Origin of the sequence: Neobacillus sp. 114, assembly GCF_030127045.1 — a bacterium.
Lineage (GTDB): Bacteria > Bacillota > Bacilli > Bacillales > Cytobacillaceae > Neobacillus > Neobacillus rhizophilus.
Genome location: NZ_CP126144.1, coordinates 754621 through 774414 on the forward strand (window position 1 = coordinate 754621; position 19794 = coordinate 774414).

At 39.3% G+C, this 19794-nt stretch carries 20 protein-coding genes; 6 read left to right on the forward strand and 14 right to left on the reverse strand.

Annotated features, from left to right (window positions below):
• Positions 1-128: 128 nt before the first annotated feature.
• From QNN06_RS03670 to QNN06_RS03690, 5 genes are read right to left on the reverse strand one after another with little or no spacing between them, the layout of a single operon-like run.
• The gene (locus QNN06_RS03670) at positions 129-908 is read right to left on the reverse strand and encodes an ABC transporter permease (protein ID WP_217033275.1); all 780 of its coding nucleotides are present in this window, start codon (positions 906-908) and stop codon (positions 129-131) included.
• Entirely contained in the window at positions 905-1810 is a 906-nt protein-coding gene (locus QNN06_RS03675; protein WP_284036998.1) for an ABC transporter ATP-binding protein, read from the reverse strand. The genes QNN06_RS03670 and QNN06_RS03675 overlap by 4 nt, the downstream gene beginning before the upstream one ends.
• Positions 1811-1838: 28 nt before the next feature.
• A complete protein-coding gene (locus QNN06_RS03680; protein ID WP_284037885.1) occupies positions 1839-2030 on the reverse strand; it encodes a PLD nuclease N-terminal domain-containing protein in 192 nt (63 codons plus the stop codon).
• A 59-nt stretch (positions 2031-2089) separates the two neighbouring features.
• Positions 2090-3202: a DUF1648 domain-containing protein gene (locus QNN06_RS03685; RefSeq protein WP_284036999.1), complete on the reverse strand. Its 1113-nt coding sequence runs from the start codon at positions 3200-3202 to the stop codon at positions 2090-2092.
• Positions 3203-3206: 4 nt separating this feature from the next.
• Positions 3207-3587, reverse strand: coding sequence for a GntR family transcriptional regulator (locus QNN06_RS03690; RefSeq protein WP_284037000.1), 381 nt, complete (start codon positions 3585-3587; stop codon positions 3207-3209).
• 385 nt (positions 3588-3972) lie between these two features.
• Between QNN06_RS03690 and QNN06_RS03695 the strand changes: the two genes are divergently transcribed.
• Together QNN06_RS03695 and QNN06_RS03700 are read left to right on the forward strand one after the other, a co-directional pair.
• Positions 3973-5178, forward strand: coding sequence for a quaternary amine ABC transporter ATP-binding protein (locus tag QNN06_RS03695; protein ID WP_213118737.1), 1206 nt, complete (start codon positions 3973-3975; stop codon positions 5176-5178).
• Position 5179: 1 nt separating this feature from the next.
• A complete protein-coding gene (locus QNN06_RS03700) occupies positions 5180-6907 on the forward strand; it encodes a glycine betaine ABC transporter substrate-binding protein (RefSeq protein WP_284037001.1) in 1728 nt (575 codons plus the stop codon).
• Positions 6908-7694: 787 nt separating this feature from the next.
• Here QNN06_RS03700 and QNN06_RS03710 read toward each other — a convergent pair.
• The 4 genes from QNN06_RS03710 to QNN06_RS03720 all read right to left on the reverse strand — a co-directional run bounded on the left by QNN06_RS03710 (position 7695) and on the right by QNN06_RS03720 (position 10987).
• Entirely contained in the window at positions 7695-8120 is a 426-nt protein-coding gene (locus QNN06_RS03710; protein WP_213118735.1) for an ASCH domain-containing protein, read from the reverse strand.
• 292 nt (positions 8121-8412) lie between these two features.
• The gene (locus QNN06_RS03715) at positions 8413-8757 is read right to left on the reverse strand and encodes an OsmC family protein (RefSeq protein ID WP_349654940.1); all 345 of its coding nucleotides are present in this window, start codon (positions 8755-8757) and stop codon (positions 8413-8415) included.
• Positions 8758-9503: 746 nt separating this feature from the next.
• Entirely contained in the window at positions 9504-9704 is a 201-nt protein-coding gene (locus QNN06_RS31325; protein WP_481819255.1) for a DUF1835 domain-containing protein, read from the reverse strand.
• A gap of 302 nt (positions 9705-10006) precedes the next feature.
• Entirely contained in the window at positions 10007-10987 is a 981-nt protein-coding gene (locus tag QNN06_RS03720) for an SDR family oxidoreductase (protein WP_284037002.1), read from the reverse strand.
• A gap of 358 nt (positions 10988-11345) precedes the next feature.
• On the opposite strand from QNN06_RS03720, the gene QNN06_RS03725 reads away from it, so the two are divergent.
• A complete protein-coding gene (locus QNN06_RS03725) occupies positions 11346-12125 on the forward strand; it encodes an SDR family NAD(P)-dependent oxidoreductase (RefSeq protein ID WP_284037003.1) in 780 nt (259 codons plus the stop codon).
• Between the two features lie 536 nt (positions 12126-12661).
• Complete coding sequence (locus QNN06_RS03730; RefSeq protein ID WP_213118731.1) at positions 12662-13399, forward strand: HAD family hydrolase; 738 nt, start codon at positions 12662-12664, stop codon at positions 13397-13399.
• Positions 13400-13600: 201 nt separating this feature from the next.
• On the opposite strand, the gene QNN06_RS03735 is transcribed toward QNN06_RS03730, so the two are convergent.
• The gene (locus QNN06_RS03735) at positions 13601-14017 is read right to left on the reverse strand and encodes a flavoprotein (protein ID WP_217033282.1); all 417 of its coding nucleotides are present in this window, start codon (positions 14015-14017) and stop codon (positions 13601-13603) included.
• Between the two features lie 322 nt (positions 14018-14339).
• Between QNN06_RS03735 and QNN06_RS03740 the strand changes: the two genes are divergently transcribed.
• Positions 14340-14567, forward strand: a complete 228-nt coding sequence (locus tag QNN06_RS03740; protein WP_284037004.1) for a hypothetical protein — start codon at positions 14340-14342, stop codon at positions 14565-14567.
• 47 nt (positions 14568-14614) lie between these two features.
• On the opposite strand, the gene QNN06_RS03745 is transcribed toward QNN06_RS03740, so the two are convergent.
• Entirely contained in the window at positions 14615-15133 is a 519-nt protein-coding gene (locus QNN06_RS03745; protein ID WP_284037005.1) for an SDR family NAD(P)-dependent oxidoreductase, read from the reverse strand.
• 65 nt (positions 15134-15198) lie between these two features.
• On the opposite strand from QNN06_RS03745, the gene QNN06_RS03750 reads away from it, so the two are divergent.
• On the forward strand, positions 15199-15579 hold the full coding sequence (locus QNN06_RS03750) for a type 2 periplasmic-binding domain-containing protein (protein ID WP_481819239.1): 381 nt from the start codon (positions 15199-15201) through the stop codon (positions 15577-15579).
• 525 nt (positions 15580-16104) lie between these two features.
• Here QNN06_RS03750 and QNN06_RS03760 read toward each other — a convergent pair.
• The 3 genes from QNN06_RS03760 to shc all read right to left on the reverse strand — a co-directional run bounded on the left by QNN06_RS03760 (position 16105) and on the right by shc (position 19702).
• A complete protein-coding gene (locus QNN06_RS03760; protein ID WP_284037006.1) occupies positions 16105-17010 on the reverse strand; it encodes a TIGR01777 family oxidoreductase in 906 nt (301 codons plus the stop codon).
• A gap of 120 nt (positions 17011-17130) precedes the next feature.
• The gene (locus QNN06_RS03765) at positions 17131-17676 is read right to left on the reverse strand and encodes an HXXEE domain-containing protein (RefSeq protein ID WP_284037007.1); all 546 of its coding nucleotides are present in this window, start codon (positions 17674-17676) and stop codon (positions 17131-17133) included.
• Positions 17677-17830: 154 nt separating this feature from the next.
• Positions 17831-19702, reverse strand: coding sequence for a squalene--hopene cyclase (gene shc, locus QNN06_RS03770; RefSeq protein WP_213118726.1), 1872 nt, complete (start codon positions 19700-19702; stop codon positions 17831-17833).
• Between the last annotated feature and the right edge of the window lie 92 nt (positions 19703-19794).

A 19794-nucleotide genomic window follows, 5' to 3' on the forward strand; every position in this document is an offset into this window, starting at 1 on the left:
TTTTCGCTGGTATATCTGTTACGGTGAACCGTATCAAAGTAAATGAGAAGCGAAAGGTTGCCCATGTGAGGACAACCTATTTTTTTATCTTTCATTTCCTAGAGAAACCGTTTATTTTTTGAAAAAGGTTATCCGAGCCGTGATAGACTTGATTTACGGGTGGCCGCAAGATATAGGAAAAGGGCCGTAAGAATGACGGTCGTAATAAGCGGGATTAAGAATGGTCCCTCTATTTTCCCTGCTGTAAATAGGGAAGCAGCGGCATTTGTCAGCTGGGCTGGGCTCCATTCCATCCATTTCTTGAGAAGCGGTGTTAAAAGTGTTAAAAGAATACTCAATAACAGTGTAAATGCTGCTACAAGCCCGCTGCTTTTCAAAAAGCTGCTAAGAAAAACAGTGAATGTTATTAAAAACAAGATCCATATGAAATAGAGACTGATTCCCTTAACGATATCCATAAAAGGGAAGTCACCAATTAATAGTATTGTATAATACCATGAAGCTAGCATGCCAAGGAAGATGGCTCCGCCGCTAAGCAGTACCGCGCTCATCCATTTAGCGGTGATATAAGACGAATAGCCGACAGGTTTTACCAGGATCGCTTTCATCATCCCGCTTCTCTGTTCAGAGGAAACAATGCCCATAAAAGCAAGAACAAGAACGAGAATCCCCATCTGGTTAAACTGCCCTAAAGTTTGTGCAAGGACCTCTCCGCTAGAAGGTATGGGAATTTTGATGACGGCCCCTTTCGGCAGGTTACTTGCATTTTTCAAGATTTCCGGCATATAGTAGCTTGTTACCGGCTGCAGGAGTCCAAACAACACAAAAACGAGTGGAATCCAGATCACTTTATAATTGCGGCTCATCTCTAGCCATTCTTTTCGAAAAAGAACGAACCACTTCTTCATTTTCCCACCACCTTCATGAACAGATCCTCAAGGCTGGTTTGCCCCACTGTGAAGCTCGAGATTGGCAGCTGCCTTTCGGCTATTTCAACTAATAGCTGGTTTCTTGCCACTTCGGCATTTTTAACATAAATTTTAATAGTATCATTATTTGCGATCACTTTAGAGACCACATTCCATTTCTCGATGCTTCGGGCCCATTCATCCAGATTTCCATCCGCTGAAATGATAATGACATCCTCCTGATGCCTTCGGCGCAGTTCTGAAAGAGAACCCGTGATGGCTAGCTCACCTTTATGAATCATAATGACATCATCACAAACCTCCTCAGCATCATGAAGGATATGTGTCGAAAACAGAATCGTCGTTGTTTCTTTCAGCATTTTCATCAATTCAAGCATTTCCCTGCGTCCGACCGGGTCAAGTGCTGAAACCGGTTCATCCAGCATTAGCAATTTTGGCTCATGAATCAGTGCCTGTGCAATTCCAAGACGCTGCTTCATCCCCCCTGAATACCCCCCGATCTTGCGCTTTCTAGCATCGGCAATTCCTAATAGTTCAAGTAACTCATCAGCACGCATCGAGGCCTTGGCCTTAGACAGTCCGGAAAGTTCACCCATAAACACGAGGTACTCCATTGCATTCATCCAAGGGAAAAAAACAGGCTGCTGTGGCAGGTAGCCGATAGATTCCCGATAATCCCCATTTTCAACGCCTAAAAACGAGACCGATCCGTTTGTTGGTTTTTGCAGGCCTGCGAGCATTTCCAGTGTTGTCGTCTTTCCTGCGCCATTTGGGCCGAGCAGTGCTACACAGTGTCCTTCCTTGATTGAAAAAGACAAATCGTTAACCGCCACATGCTTTCCAAATGACTTAGTTAATGAACTTACTTCCATCAGCTTCATCTTTCTCACACCTTTTTAGGAGCATAGTTTATGCGTGCTTTTTTCCTATGACAAAATACAAAATTGGACCAAGAATATTGATAAAAAGAATGATAAGTACCCACATCCATTTTGGTCCATTCGTCTTCTCTGTTTTAAAGAGATCGACCAACGCAATAATCATTAAGATAACTTGAATGGCAATGATTGGAGCAACCAAGGCCCAGTTTATTTGTGAGATCAATTTCTTTGCCTCCTTACTAATTTCCTTTTTTACACTACAAAATGGGGGTGAGAGTTTCATTTATTGAAAAAGAACGGAAGAATGCAAATCAAAACAATTGGAAGAATGATAATTAAATATCCGATTGGATTAGCGAAATTTAATGTATAGCCAATGCCAAAACGTTTCTCTACAAATACAGAAGGGTCGTTGCGGTTATAATAGAATAACCCGCCTTTCCAATATTTATCTTCATCCATCGCTTCAACATTATTAGTGTTTTCCATTATTGGCTTTCCTTCAAAGTCTGAGTCCACGCTGCCCACTTTCACGGCTAACCAAATTGTCCCTGCCAGGGTGATGACCATGAAACCTAAAGGTAAAATCATCATAAAGGTTTCATTAATTACGTTTTCATAGATAAGATTTAGATGTAAAATGGCAAATAACAGAGAGAGTAATATATTAACAACAAATAAGAACCAGCTTGTGTATTTACGAAGACGAAGCTGACGCAATTTTGATGACGTTACATTACCGGGATTGATTTTAATGCCGGATTTCTTTGTAAAAAGGTTTATGGCAAAGAACATTAGTTGCATAATGATTAAAATGATTGGCAGGCCAAGCACAGTCATCCAGCTTTTATTACTAAACGCATCTGCTTGACCAGTAGGTCCCCAATGTGTTGGAATTTGGCTAGGCAAACGGTCATATACATTTACGGTTAAAATGACCAAACCAGCTGAAATGATGATGGGCATGAGATGAGCAAAGGGTGCCAGCATCTCATCCTTTGAACGAATTGCCAGGTCAGCATAATAAACCTGTTTCACTTCCCGGTACCAATTTTGGGACTTTTTTAATTTTGATATTGTAAAGTGAAAATATAAATATAATGCTAAACCAACAAGCAGCACAATAAATGGGAGCATCATACCTGCCAAAGCCAGCTGCGTCTCATTCACGTTCTGTCCCTGATTCCAAAAGAAAAATCCCCCCAAAACAATGAGTGCCATAATCGAAGTAATAATGGCATAGATCTTCTTGTACTTCATCACTTTAGGATTATTTATTTGTTCATAAGGGATTGAAACCCCAAAAACAACTGTCCGTTTTGCGAAAAATGGAATAAAAATTTGAAACACACTTACGAAAATTATGGTGATAAATAATATCGTAAATTCCATTTGATTACACCTCCTTCACTTTTAAAATAATATCTGAAATTAACTGATGGAGATCTTCTTCCTTCATGCCATGAACGAGCGCTTCAGCTACGGCGGGTCTTAACTCCTCAGTAATGTCCTCACGCTGTTTTTTTGAAGGTCCTTTTTCTGTATCTGCAATAATGACCGCTCCTTTTTTTGGAACGATTTCAATGATTCCCTTGGCCTCGAGTTCGTGATAGCTTTTATTGACTGTGTGCATGTTAATGCCTAAATCACCAGCTAACCCACGAACAGAAGGTAATGTATCACCCTTCGATAAATTTCCACGTACAATAGATTCAATTATTTGAGTTCGAAGCTGCATATATAACGGAATATTGGATTCGGGATCTAGGATCACCATTCAAACATCTCCATCCTTGTTTGTTCTATACTTAGTATAACAGACCTGTTCTATATTTACTATAACAATCGCATCCTGACAAAAGAATTGTTTCTCAGGAATAAACACGCTCGTATCATAAGTAAATGAGATTACCTGATAAAAAGAAGGGCCTATTCAAGATAACTAATTCTTGCATAGGCTCTTTTTTCAGGAAGTAAATTCTGAGCTGAACTATAGGATGAAATTATTTACCGCCATCGGAACTTTCCTTAAAAGTTGATTTGTAGTCACTCGAATAGGACCTTTTTTAGCTAAATCTAAAATTATGACGGAAGTAACATAGAATGGGGATATTCGGCAAAAATGTATATGATACGGTTAATTAATTAGATGAGGTGACTGCATGAATCCCTACGTCGAGGTCAGAAGGGTCTCTAAGATTTTTGGCAATAATCCAAAGGCTGCAATCGACTTATTGAAACAAGGAAAGACCAAGAAGGAAATTTTGAAAGCCACCGGACAGACCCTTGGGGTAAAAAATGTTTCCTTTGAAATTTACCCTGGTGAGATTTTTGTCATTATGGGTTTATCTGGAAGCGGAAAATCCACGTTAATCCGTATGTTTAACCGCCTGATAAAGCCAACAATCGGAGAAATCCTGATTGAAAATGAAGATATCGTGAAGATGAGTGATGCACGCTTAAGGGAGGTCAGGCAGAAAAAGATTAGTATGGTGTTTCAGAATTTTGCCTTATTTCCTCATAAAACGATAGTGGAAAATACGGAATATGGGCTGGAGATTCAGAAGGTCCCCGCTGAACAGCGAAGGAAAAGGGCACTTAGTGCATTGGAGATTGTCGGGTTAAAAGGTTACGAAAATCAGCTGCCAAAACAATTAAGCGGGGGAATGCAACAACGGGTGGGACTAGCTAGGGCACTTGCCAGTGACACAGATGTAATCTTGATGGACGAGGCATTCAGTGCGCTCGACCCGTTAATTCGGAAAGATATGCAGGATGAATTGTTGGAGATCCAAGAGAAATACAAGAAAACGATCATCTTTATTACCCATGATTTGGATGAAGCATTGCGAATCGGTGATCGGATTGCGTTGATGAAGGATGGCAGTATCATTCAGCTGGGAACACCCGAGCAAATTTTAATGAATCCTGCGAATGAATTTGTCGAGAAATTCGTGGAAGATGTAGATTTATCAAAAATATTAACGGCATCCCATGTAATGAAACCAGCAGAAAGAATTGGTATAGACCGGGGGCCGCGGGTGGCATTGGAAATCATGCGGAAGCAGGGATATTCCAGTATATTTGTTGTTGGACGCAATCGGAAATTATTGGGTGCCATCACCGCTGAAGAGGCACGACAGGCCATTGATCAGAATCAATCAATTGCAGATGTTATGACAACGGATATTCCAACCGTTTCCGGAGATACCATACTCGCTGAACTAATGGATGTGATCGCGACATCGAGTCTGCCAATCTCTGTTATCGATGAAGAGAACCGACTTAAAGGTGTGGTCGTTCGCGGTGCCGTCATCGGTGCGTTGGCAGGAATTAAAGATTCCTTGAACGATTTGGAGAGTGAATGAGATGAATGTGCCAAAAATCCCTTTAGGAGATTGGGTAGACGTTCTGGTCAAGTGGGTCACCGTTGCATTTGCCGGATTTTTCACCTTTTTAACTACCGTCATCGAGGGCCTGCTAAATATCGTAGTGGATGTATTAAGTGCTGGTCCGCCTATCGTTTTAATCATCGTCTTAACTCTGTTGGTTATTTATACAAGCAGATGGCCGTTAGGAATTTTTGCGCTTGTCAGCTTGCTCTTGATTGATAATCTCGGCTATTGGGATTCCAGCATTCAAACCATAGCTATTGTGTTATTATCAGGATTATTTACCATCATCATTGGGATCCCTGTTGGAATCTGGTGTGCCCAAAGAAAAACAGTGCATCGAATTGTAACGCCGACTTTAGATTTTATGCAAACCATGCCGGCATTTGTCTATTTAATTCCTTCGATATTGTTTTTTGGTATTGGAGTGGTGCCAGGAATTATTGCCTCGATTATTTTTGCCATTGCGCCAACAATCCGAATGACCAATCTGGGCATTAAGGAAGTTCCAAAGGATTTAATTGAAGCAGCGGATGCCTTTGGTTCCAGTAGCAGCCAAAAATTATTCAAGGTTCAATTACCGATTGCTACGCCAACAATTATGGCCGGGGTCAATCAAAGCATTATGCTAGCTTTATCAATGGTTGTGACAGCTTCCCTTGTAGGGGCGCCGGGGCTGGGCGCAGATGTTTACCGGGCTGTTAGCCAAATTGACGTGGGAAAGGGTTTTGAAGCAGGATTATCCATCGTGTTCATCGCCGTTATACTCGACCGGATTAGCCAAAACTTGCGGAAACCGGCCTATGAAAAGGTAATTAAGAAAAAAGTCGTCTTTTCCATTTTAGCTGTACTGGTCATTCTGACAGCGATCGTGACTGGAGTCACAAAAGAAACAGCTGTGAAAAAGGGTGGGAATCGTATTGGAACCCAAACTGGTTATAAAATAATTGGGATTGAACCTGGTGCAGGAATTATGGCCCAATCGAATAAAGCGATCAAAGATTATCAGCTGGATCAATGGCAGCTGCAAGAAGGGTCATCGGCTGCTATGGCTGCCGAATTAAAGAAGGCCTATAATCAGAAAAAACCAATTATTGTCACCGGATGGTCACCGCATTGGATGTTTTCCACTTATGACTTAAAATTTCTCGAGGATCCGAAGAAATCTTTTGGTGCAGTTGAGGATATTCATACGATTGTAAGAAAAGGCCTTGAACAGGATGCGCCGGGCGCGTATACCATCCTTGATCAATTTTCCTGGGAGCCTGCAGATATAGAAAAAGTGATGGTGGATATTAAAGACGGAACGGATCCAGAGAAAGCAGCCAAAAAATGGACGGATGCCAACAAGGATAAAGTGGGGCAATGGACAAATGGTGCCAAAGCAGGTAATGGGGAGACGATTAATCTTGTCTATGTGGCTTGGGATACAGAAATTGCCAGTACCAATGTCATCGCCAAGGTGCTAGAGCAGAATGGATTCCATGTGAAATTGAGTCAAGTGGAAGTCGGCCCGATGTTTGCTGGTGTGGCCAACAAAAGCGCCGACGGTATGGTTTCGGCCTGGCTGCCGAGCACCCACGCGGAATATTATAAGCAATATAAAAATGACTTCATTGACCTTGGAAGCAACCTTCATGGCACGAAGAATGGACTGGTTGTACCAAAGTATATGGATATTAATTCGATAGAAGATTTGAAGTAGAAACTGGGATTACAAACTGTATGACAATTTTTTAATAAGTGCCTGTCACCACCATAATTTGTCGAATTCTACTCGACAAGATTCGGGTGGTGACAGGCACACTCTTTCAGGAGAAATAGTAATGAAGAGAAATTTAGAAAAAGTTGCTATGGATTGTCTTTTAGATATCTAAAAACTTTTTTCTTCACTAATATTCAATTAACTACATGGCTGAGATAGGGCTGTATGCGGAGAACGGAGCTCAACTTTTAATAAAATATGGTTGGATGGAGCAACCACCTTTAGCTGAAGATCGTGAAAGTTTAAGAAATATAAAGTAAGTGTAGCTTATGAATAAAGAGAAGGTCATTGAAACTATTCTATGGAGCATAGCGTTACCAGGCTTTGCTCGCTTGTCTTTATTTCTTTCTATGTGGGACGCCTGTCATGATTCAGTTAGGAATGGTATTACTTATGCATATCTTCCATTTGTCTTCTCCGCGATTTTCGTTAAGGTGGTGCTAATATTATCTCCTGACTTTGTATTTCTGGGAAAGTTATGGGTCCAGTATGGCTACCAATGTTATTTGTGATACCGGGTGTAATAATTGGATTGAAAAAAATAATTAATCACTCCTAATAAAGAAAATACATTTTCTCATTCAGGAAAAATGGTATTTTTATGTTAACGAAATTTATGTAATCGTTCTATACGTGTTGTGGTGAAAAAAGGGTCTAAAAACTGAATGGCACCCAAACAATTAAGTCGGTGTCATAGATTCTGCGGATAAGTTTTATCTAAAAATTGTTATAAATTATATTCCCATAGTCCTAGTTTTCCTTTAGCTGGAATAAACTCATCCAGTAACTGCATGTCCTGAACTTCCCAAGCAAAACCTCCCACTTGAAAGTCACCTAAAAAATAGTCATTACCTGATACAATTCTTCCATCCTCCAGGATTGCACTCGTCTGGTTGTTTTCAGTCACCATCAAACAATTTTCCAGCCTGCATACCGCAATGATCATGCCAGTTGGAAGGTTCTCTTTTGTGTACCCATGCTTTCCAAGCAACGCCTGGATTGCTACATGGTTGCAGACAGCCTTATCTATTTTTTTACTTGTGTGAATCGCCAATGGCCCTCGATAATTCGTTCTCCATGTCCTTGTTTCATATTTGGCCTCACGAAGGACAAAAAGACTTGCCCAAGGCTGAATCATTGATAAAACCTTCATTCTAACGGCCTCCAACCGATAAAAGTTTACTTTGTTTATAGATAAACATTTTGTTTGAAGATCACCCAAACCACCTTACACTCACAACAATTTACAACTATTTAAATGTAATTTTTTGTAGAAGAACTTACTATTCAAGCGATATTTCTTACCCCTCTTATTCTTTCCATCGTTGTAATTTATATCCAACATTAGGTCTTCATTTAAATTATCATTAGCGTGCAAAAAGAAATAAAAAAGGATAGCAATTTGCTATCCTTTACGCTTACAAATCTACTTTTGGGTGAATACACTACTTAGTGGAAACTTTTCCTTGAACCTCGATTTTAACATCTGCTTTTTTTAATAAATTTCCCACTTCACATCCCTTATCTGCCGCTTCTGCAGCTCTATGTGCTGATTCTATCTGTTCTTGTGTTGCATCAGCAGATAAAACAATATGTGGATGATGGGTAATTTTAAACTCATTTTCAGAAATGTTTGCCCCAGAATCCACCGTAAGTTCCACTACAGGTAGCTTTCTACTTTCGAGCACAAACACAAGAGTCGCTGTATAACAAGTTGTCACAGACGAAACAAGTACCTCTTTTGGGTTTGCTCCATCCCCGCTTCCTCCTAAGGATGTAGGTATAGCGATTTTTGTTTCAAGGAAATCTGCTTTAAGCGTTCCTCAGCCATGTATAACACTCCTATGAAAAATTAAATAAATTCATATTTATTATTCTTCGGGTAATCGAAAATATTTAACGGAAAGTGATAGCACCTCCTTAAATATGACTTTGCAAACTTGCAGTAGGAAAATATTTTAGGTGGTGAAGATCTATGAAAGTTCAAGAGCTAGCGTCAAAAAGCCCGGTGTTTCAAACCGGTTTTTTTGCTAGGTGGCATGCGATTTTGTCATCGTTAGGAGATTGATCCATCTAGGACCGTAATAAATATATCATTGCTTGTTTTCAGTAAAGTTAATTGACAGGAACAATATGGTAACATTTTCATTAAAAAAGGAGATTGACCGTGAACAAAGAAAATTGGGAATTTTCTCATTAGTTTTCTAGGACCTCTACAACGTCCTTTTCTGGCATACCTAAAATATGATCCCATTGTTAAAATAAATTAATTCTTCTTTTACTAACGCACCCGTTAGTGTAAGTACATTTCTTCACAATAAATGTTTAAATGATTATGTGGTGGAATTTCTATGCTCCACAATTATTCCTAAAGCGATAGACCTGAATGGAAGACTGTTAATTACATTTGTTATCTTTCTTCATAAACAATACGGCTTTGTAGTTTTTTCTATTTTCTGTTTCTGCTTCTGTCGCTCTCGCCCATGTCTCTTACAGCAAAGCTTTAATGATATCCTTTATTTGTTCAATATGCCTTTTAAGCCCAAATTCCCTGTCGCCAAATTGATTTTGACTTAAATATTTCTTTATACAACTGTCCGGTATTTATGAAAAAGATGTTATTTTTTCGTTCCCTTAATAAGGACATCGAAAAGAGAAGCCCTGTTTGTTCATTCGTATTCTCTGATACCCATATAATAATTGGAATATTTTCTGGGATAGAAACTAATCGGGAAATTTAATAATCGTGAGGACGACTGCCTATTTTCTTATTAGTTAAAATTGATGAATTGAAAGTTAGTATAATTGCGAACCCTAAGCGAAATGTCGAATGGACTTCCACACTGTCTGTTGTTATTAGATTATTGGATAATTCAACTCGTAACTTGGGTAGCAATAGTATGGTGGTCTAAGTGCTATTATAGACATTGGCCAGGAATCCTCCATATAGACCATCTTTACTTTTTCATTTGAATGGTTTACTAGCAATAGCTTTACTTCTGGATTAAATTCATATCTCAAAATGGTAACCCCCTTCCATTAGGAATGTGTGGATTCTCCCCCATCAACATGAAGAACTTGACCAGTAACAAAACGAGAATCATCAGAAGCAAGATAGACAAAGGTTGGTGCGAGTTCAAATGGATGGGCAACTCGTTCCATTGGATTAAATGCTCCATATACAGCGACTTGGTCTGACGAGAAACTTGCTGAAATAAGTGGGGTCCAAATTCGGCCGGGGGCGACGGCATTGACTCGGATCCCTTGTTTCACGACATTTTTAGCCAAGGCACGTGTCCAACCAACTATTGCGCCTTTTGTGGCCGTATAATCAATCATTTGCTGCTCACCTACATACGTCACCACTGAAGAAGTGCCAATGATTGAGCTGCCTGGTTTTAAATGAGGAAGCGCTGCTCTTGTTGTGTAAAAATGAGAGTATATATTAACTTTGAAGGTGTCATCGAATTGCTCATCTGTAATGTCAAGCAGACTTAGTTGTTGGAATTGGATACCAACGTGGTTACAAAGAATATCGAGACGTCCAAACGTATTTACTGTTTGTTTTACAATGGAGATACAGTGTTGTTTGTCTCGCAAGTCACCAGGCATTAGAAAACAACGTTGTCCGAGTTGTTCAATCCTCGTTTTTGTTCTATTTGCATCCTCATGTTCATCTAAGTATGAAATAGCAACATCTGCGCCTTCTTTAGCAAACGCAATTGCTACTGCCGCACCAATACCACTGTCACCCCCTGTAATAAGTGCTACTTTTCCTGTTAACTTTCCACTCCCTTTATAGTTCGGGTTTTCGATAATTGGAAGGGGTACCATAAATTTTTCCACTCCGGGATGGCTCAGCTGGCGCTGTTCAGGTAAACTTATCGGAATTTCTTCGTAACGTGTGATTTTCCCATAGTTAGGGTACATGGGATAAGGTTGAGTTTTCATGTTCGCTTTAAACATTTGTTGCATTTGCTTTATTTGTTCTAATTGACGACTTTGATCCTTTTGATCCATGGATACCTCCTATAGAAATAATTTTCTTCTATAGAATGTTTATGTTGTTCAATACAAATATAGTAAAAAAAGTGTGAAAAAAGTTGTTTACTTTCAACACAGAAGCGTATTCTTCCTCAAAAGAGACACCTTTTTTCTTTATTGAACTGACCTTTAGGCGCCACCAGATAGTAAATTGTTCAGTGGTTGCTCAAAATCGTGATCCTCCTCGCTTAAAAATGGATTTTTCCCTATTCTGCCCCTTTTTTACTGCGTCCGAAAACCCTCTAGCTTACTTTTTTGGCAAAGTATAAAAGTGATGATTAGATAGAATACTGTATTAGTCAGTGGTCTAATAACATTTCGGAGGAAAATGCCAATGAATACAAAAGAGTTAAGAAATATCCATGCCCTCGTAACAGGTGCTTCAAGCGGCCTAGGATTTTCCATGGCTGAGGCTTTGCTTCACGCTGGAGCCACGGTGGCGTTAGCTTCTAGAGTTGGAACTAAATTGGATCAAGCAGTAGAGAAGTTAAAGCGCGAGGGTTATCCTGCTGTTGGAATTCCTTTGGATGTTCGATCAGAACAATCCGTCAATCAGGCGGTCGAATGGGTGAAAAGAGAGTGGGGGAAGCTGGATGTTCTCGTCAATAATGCGGGAATTGGGATGAGGACAGTAAACCCGCGTTTTTTAGTCGAGCCTCAGCCATTTTTCAAAGTAACACCAGAGGGTTTTCGAGATTTAATTGATACCAATCTCACAGGATATTTTTTAGTAGCTCGAGGGTTTGCTCCTTTAATGATGGAACAAGGTCATGGGCGAATCATTAATATTTCTATGAATCATGAGACTATGAAAAGAAAGGGCTTTGTACCTTATGGACCATCGAGGGCAGCCACTGAATCACTCTCATATATAATGGCAGAAGATTTAAAGGAATATGGAATTATGGTGAATATGCTTTTACCGGGTGGTGCGACTACTACCGGGATGATTCCGGACGAAGTTCGAAAAGAGATTGAATCAAAATTCCAGCTATTAGATCCACGGGTTATGGCCGAACCGATTGTTTTTTTAGCCTCAGCTGCTGCAGAGGGAATCACAGGTGAAAGAAAAGTTGCCACCGATTTTCAAGACTGGCTTCTCAAAAGAAAATAAGTTTTTAATCACAGGGAAGGATTCTTTTCTCTTTGAAGAAGTAGAGCTGTCCCTGTGCTTATTTTTTATATTTTATGAGATGTCCGGCTCCGGCGCGGTTATAAGCAAATCAGTCAAGAAGACTAAAGAGCAAACCTTCTCGCCAGCTTGTCTAGACTCACGCCTCTCATCTACGCGCTTCCGCGTCTATTTTTATTTGGTATGCACTTTCTTTTAATTTTTTCCTAATTTATTTTTTAATAAGGTACAATGCGATGAAAGCATTGAAGTATATATTAGCAGACTACGTTACCAGAGGTAACAATTCTAAAAAAATAGCCTTAATTACAGCAACGTCTTGTTTAGCATTTAGGTGTGATTAATCAATTACTTCTATAATTGTTTTGCCCTTACGTAATATGTAAGGGTTATTTTATTATTAAACTATCCTGCACATTAGTTGAATAACTCTGACATTCTGCTTACTTATCTTAGTAATATTAACTTAGTCAAAGTGGAACAATAGTCAAAGCTATATACTTGAAAAGGAGTTAAAAATGCAAAAACAAAACATCTTATTTAACCTTGATGATACATTATCATACTGTAATAGATATTTTAACCTAGTAATAGACGAGTTCGCTGACCAAATGATGGCGTGGTTTGAATCGATTACCGAGGAAGATATAAAACAGAAGCAGCTTCAACTTGATGTTGCAGCGATTAGTGAGCACGGACTAAAGTCAGATCGGTTTCCTGAGTCATTTGTTGGTACTTATAAATACTATTGTGACTTAACTGGGAGGGAAAAGAAAAAAGATGAAATCCAATATTTAAGAGAGTTGGGTTTTAAGGTATTCGAGATTCCTGTTGAACCTATTCCGTATATGAATGAAACTCTACAACGTTTAAAAGAAGAGGGACATGAATTATATTTGCATACAGGAGGAGATGAGGCTAATCAACACAGAAAAATTACCCAGTTAGAATTGACTACATATTTTGAACATCGCATTTTTATTTCGGAACATAAGGATACAACAGCTCTATCCGATATTTTAAAAACCATTAAGGCTGACCCTTATGTAACATGGATGGTTGGAAATTCATTAAGAACGGATATTGTCCCAGCTCTGGAAACGGGTATCCATGCAATATACATTCCAGCAGAAAGTGAATGGAAATATAACCTGGTTGAAGTTAACGTTGAGCATAGCAGTCTTTTTATAACAGTAGATTCACTTCAAGAAGTTCCTGATGTAATTTATAAACGTATCCAAGATCCAATAATGTAAGTGGATAGAAATAACCTTATTTTAAGAGCAAGGTTTAGTATACCCCACCTTTCTTGAAAGTGGAAAGGCTTCTTAACCCGCCGAGTTCCGTAGTTGGAAAATCGGCTTTTTCATTTAAATTTGTGAAGAAATATACTTAAACTAAACTGCCACGTTAGCGGAACAAGAAAAGCGACTGCTCTTATTGAACAATCGCACTCGTTAGTTGAATTGCATTCTCTTTATATTCTCTATTGGAATTCCTGCTTCTATATAACTTCTTATTAATTTCCAATCTTTAGAACTATCTTTTTTAAAGGTCTGGAAAAATAAATTTGCGGTATTTAAACCCTCACCTTGCATGAGAATAGTTGCAGATATTATAACCAACATCTCATCAGCTCTTAATGGAATAATAGAAATTTCATTCAATTCCCATTGGGCGTTATTTTCTTTAACAAACTTAAACCCTTGTTCCCAACCAAGTATTGATTCATCAAACTCAAAATCAACAATCTCTCCTCCGGTAATTTCTCTTCCCTTGTAATTATTTGATATTAAATCACTAATTTCTGTTAATGAGGAAGAACGCCAAGCATCTAAAAAAGTGTCAAGAAATTTTCTAAATTGATTATCCATAATATCCCCCTAAATCTTCTTTTATCATTAATTCTATATTACAAAGTAGTATTCCTTTATTGAACGATCCTGCCCGTTAGTTGGAATCGAGTAGAGGGAGCCTTCCTCCAGTTAAAGAGTTGGTTTGGTCGCTTACTCATTTCGATATTTTGGGGAGGTACTCCTTTCTTTAGTTTAGTCTTGAACCTGTAGGGCTCAGATTTATGAAATTAATTCGAATACTAAAAAATTTTGTATAAAATTTTTCAAACTAGCAAAATTTAATTATTGTTGAAGTTTTATTTCAATTCCAAACAAATTTCATCACCTAGGAGGTATTTTTATGACGCAACAAAACCAACAACAACAAATGCAACAAGCTGTTCAATCTGCTCAACAAGCGCAACAAGCTGCTCAGTCTGCACAACAAGCTGCTCAATCTGCTCAAGCAAGTGCTAACACACAACAACTTCAACAAGCTCAACAAGCTCAACAACAAGTCCAGCAAGCTCAACAAGAAGTCCAACAAGCCCAAGCTACAGCTAAATCGCAACAAAACAATTTGCAATAAACGGAAAAAGGATCTTCTACTCGAAGATCCTTTAATACTGCTCATAATCAAGAAAAACAATTCGTTTTTTTTGTGATTATTAGCGAGAAGTATATCCTGCGTCTACATATTGTAGTGCCTGTTATATAAGAGGATGCATCAGAGGCTAACCAAAGACTGGCTTGGGCGATTTCTCTTGGTTGTCCAAAACGATTGAGTAAACTTAATTGAGGGGCATATTCTTCTTCTGTGAAACCAAATTGTTCTAATGCACCACGAAGCATTGGCGTATCTATTGCACCTGGGGTCACCGAGTTAACACGAATGTTAAGTGGACCATTTTCCATTGCTGCCACTTTTGTCATCCCAACTACACCATGTTTTGCTGCAACATAGGCAATATTATTTGGCTGTGGACGGAATCCACTAACAGATGAAATGTTAATAATAGAGCCACCATGTCGTTGTTTTTGCATTTGTAGTAATTCATATTTCACACAAAGTGCAGTTCCTGTTAAATCAACTGATCTATTATACTCTATATGTCTAGCTATTTTATTTTTCAATATAAGTCTACTTGTAATCATTCATTGGTCCTTTATCCATTATCACTTCTACCATATTCGAAGACCTAGCTGGAAAGAAGGTTGTGGTGGTTAATGGATCACTAGGGGATTTATATTTAACAAAAAACATCCCAAGCGCTCAGTTAACTAAATTTGAGATGAACACGGAGGCTCTTCAAGCGTTAAAAGATGGGCGTGCAGACGCATACTTGCAAGATAACGTGGTGCTTTACTACTGGGCACGTCAAAATCCAGAGTTCCAAGTACTTCCTGAAAAAATTGAACCTACTCCGTGGGCACCTGCAGTGAAAGAAGGCAATAAGGAATTGAAGGACTGGGTTAACAGTGAATTATCAAAACTAGGTAAAGAACAATATCTACATCATAAATTGTATGAAGAATATCTAAGAAATGAGTTAGGACCTGAATTAGATCCAGACGACTTCGTTATAGAGAGCAGCAAATAAAGATAAATGAAAATTAAAGAAAGTGCCTGTCACTACCCATAATTTGTTGATATATGTCGACATTATCCGGGTGGTGCTAGGCACTTTTTTTGGAGCCCACTTTGTACTCTGTAAAGGAATTAATACAGAAACTACTAATCTTATGACTATTATTGAGCTATTATTTAAATAACATTTTCCAAATAATCTTTTAATTTTACTGACAATCCGCCATTGCCAAATTTTAATTTTTTCCCTTCTGAAAAATACGAACGAGTTTAATAAATCATTAGAGGGTTTTTTCTTAAAGAAACGAATTCTTTAAACAGTTTTTTTAAATTGAGAGTGGGAAATTATTATGTTGTTTCATAATCATAATGGGGAATTTAAAAGTTCGAATGTTAGAAGAAGATAATGTCCTGTTAGCAAAATGGCTCTCAGACCTATCGGTTCTTGAGTTCTATGAAGGTAGGGATAATCCATTTGATTTAGACAAAGTGAATGAAGTTTTTTATCCTCCTGAAGATGAAGAAGTTAGAAGCAACGTTAACCTAGAATATCAGAAAGTGCACTTTTTACATCTGTAAAATGAAAGGAGTAATTGTGGTAAAGTGCTTTTTGAGGAAGTACTCGCTGCCCTTTTAATACAACCTGACTCATTTCACCAAGTGCCACTTTTAATAAAAACTCAGGCACACGGACCCAATGTGGGCGGTGAAGGACGTCTGAAATTGCCCTTCCGAATGATGACATGCGAATTGGATTAGGAGAGGTCACATTCAACGGTCCATCTATTTCGGGTTTAATTATGGCAAAGTAAAGCATCTCAACTGCATCCTGAATGTGAACCCAGGAAATCCATTGCATTCCATTGCCGATTGTCCCCCCAATACCAAATTTATACGGCAGCACCATTAGCGGTAAGGCACCCTTTTGACCAAGAATTATACCGAACCGTGCGAAAACCGTTCGAATGCCAAATTCTTTGGCCGCAGCCCCTTCATTCTCCCAAAGCCTTACAACTTTTGCTAAAAAATCATTTGCATCAATTTTTGAAGTCTCATTAAACGTCTTGAAGTCTGACATCCCGTAGTAACTTAAACCTGAGGCGTTAACAAGAACTTTGGGCTTGGGATTAAGATGTCCTAGAATTCGAATTACCTCTTTTGTGGCTGTGAGACGGCTATTCAAAATAGCATCCTTTTTACTTTTGGTCCATCGCCCGCCATTGATTGATTCCCCGGCTAAATTGACCATTGCATCCACATCCTCAAGTTCGTTTTCAGGCTGATTATCTTCAGAAAGCCATTCAACATAATGAACGAACTCATCTGTTCTATTAGTATCAGGAAGACGTCGTGTTAATATGGTTACCCGATGGCCTTTTTGAGTCAACAGGTGTGTTAAGGCTTGACCCAGAAACCCGGTTCCTCCTGTTAAGACAACATGCAAATTACTCGCCTCCAGCAACTATCTTTTTATGATGGATTAACTTATCGGTTAAATGAGGAAAAGCAGCCATGTTATTCGAGAATGAAATGCTGACCAAGTAAATAAAAGAGTGAGGTCCAGTTAGTGAATAAAACAACGGCCTAAGAGATTGCCAACAAGAAAAATCGGGATCATTAATAGGCTGACGGGAATACTTGCGAAAATTAAATGCCCGTCAATCAGGCCGCGTTCGAAAAAACTGTAATAGGCAATAAGACAGTAAGGGATGAGGAGGAACAGCGCCGTTATGATACCAGGTGTATAGCCTTTAAAAAAGATGGACTGAACAATATGCATGGTCGCCTGCAGAATAAACAAATTGAGAATTGCTGTATATAGGAGAAAGCCCCCTCCGTTCAAGGAGAAATGGGCAGTCATCAATGTGGTGAATGAGATAATCAGCAAAATCCATGTAGCCGAAACAGAAAGTTGGGCAGCGGTCGAACCTAATTTTCGCCTCATTTTTAATGTTAGTTCGATGAAGGGAGATTTTTGAGAACTATATTTGTATTTACTCATGGAAGATTCAATGGTTATGATCTCTTCTAGGTCATGGAAAATAAAGATGATAGGGAACAACCAAATGACTGTATGAAGGTCGAAAAATTGGAGAAATGTTTCAAGCATCTTTTACCTCCTGCTTGTTGGAAAGAATTTGTATTTCACCAAGACTTTGTATGGTTGTAGTTTTGTTCAGTGTATGGGACAGGATGTAAAAATATGCCAGCCTATATGTTTTATTACTCTATCTAGCATCCCTAGCTGCCAACTCGCCCTGTTTTTAACTCCCTTCCGCTAAAGTTTTATAATGCGCCAGGGCCAGTAATGGAAAAACGTATTCATAACAATGATAATTGAGATAAAAGGATCCCGCCATTCCCCTTCCTTTTGGATAGGTCTTTGTCCAATCTTTTTCTTTTCTGTCCACTAAAAAAGCTGCACCGTGTTCAATTTCAGGTGTGACATCAGTCGCGGCCGAGATAAGTGTGTCAAGGGCCCATGCGGTATGAGTACGGGTACTTTCGCGGAGCGGCACATAACAATTATCGATATCACTCTTACAGGATTCTCCCCAACCTCCGTCTTGATTTTGAATGGCTTTTAACCAGTTTACAGCCTTCTGAATGGATGGATGATTAGGGGAAACCCCAACCGCAACCAATCCAGTCACAGCCGCCCATGTGCCATAAATATAGACGCCCCAGCGCCCCACCCAAGAACCATCCGAATTTTGATTCTTTAACAGCCAACGAATCCCACGTTTCACCCTAGGATGGTGAAAATCCAAATGGGTATAGTTCCCAAAAAACTCTAATGTCCTTCCTGTTAAATCAACCGTTGACGGATCAATCAACAAATCTTTTCCGCCCTCAATCGGTAACAGGTTTAATATTTTCTTGTTCACGTTCTTTTCGAATGCTGCCCAGCCACCGTCATTGTTTTGTATGGAAATGAGCCAGTTGATTCCGCGATCCCAAGCCTGCCGACGCTCTGCCTGTTCGATAGCCAAAGTTCGAATCGCTCTTAGTGCTGCCGTTGTGTCGTCAATATCAGGATGGATTGTATTCATGTCAGCAAAGCCCCAGCCTCCAGGCAACAGGTTCGGTTCATGAATGACCCAATCCCCGTATTTGATATGTTGACGGGAGAGGATATATTGGTTTGCCTTCTGGACGGTATCCGCTGAATAGAGGACACCGGATTCTTGCAGAGCATAACTAATTAACGTCGTGTTCCATACCGTAGCCGTCGTATATTGGCAGTGAAGTTCTCCGTCAATATGGCAGGTCATCGCTTTTAATCCTTGCACGGCACGAGTAATCACCGGATGTGTAGTTGGATACCCCCTCGCCAGTAAGGCATAAATCATGAGAGAAGTCGTGCTGAAATAATTTAAATAGGTGCCGTCCGGTTCTATTCGGTCTAGCATATATTTTTCTGCACGAGATAATGTCAATTCGCGAAGGTTTCCATGGAATTTCAGACTCTGTATCCCTTGTTTAATCAGATTGATCACTGAGCGGGCCTCTTCTGCCTGATCCTCTGAAAAAAAACGAATATTTTTTTTTTGAAATAAATCGGAGAGATTGGGCGATCGAGGCGTTCTCTTACGAAAATTCGTATTGGCGAGAATCAAAAAAGGGATAATGTTCGCTCTTCCGTACACGGAGAGGTCAAAAAGATTGATGGGAAAGGAGTCTGGTAAAAGCATCACTTCAATATTAATAGGGAAGTGCGGCCACTCACATTGTCCTGTTATGGCCAACATGATTTTCAAAAACATATGGACTTCCGTAGCCCCTCCATTGGCCATAATAAACCGTCTGGCTGCCTGGATTTCCTGGTCTTTTCGATCGCGGTAACCAGAATAAAGAAGGGCATAATAAGCTTCCACTGTGGCTGTCAGATTTCCTTTTTCTTCGTCATGAAACAGCTTCCATGACCCATCTTCCTGCTGTTTTCCTGCAATTCGTTTCACCAATTCTTTTATGAATTCCTCATCATCTATCTCCAATGTCCTTAATAGGATAATCATACTGCAGTCTGTTGCGATTCCGGTCTCGAAGGGATATTGCCAGGACCCGTCAGCTGATTGGTCCTTTATGAGCTGATCGGTGATTCGGTTGATTTCCGCATTTACCCGATCCATCATGATACCCACCCACTTTCAAAAACTCACTATGTATTCATATTCATCTAGCAATATGAATATTCATTTATTTAATGAGTAAAAAAATCAAAACA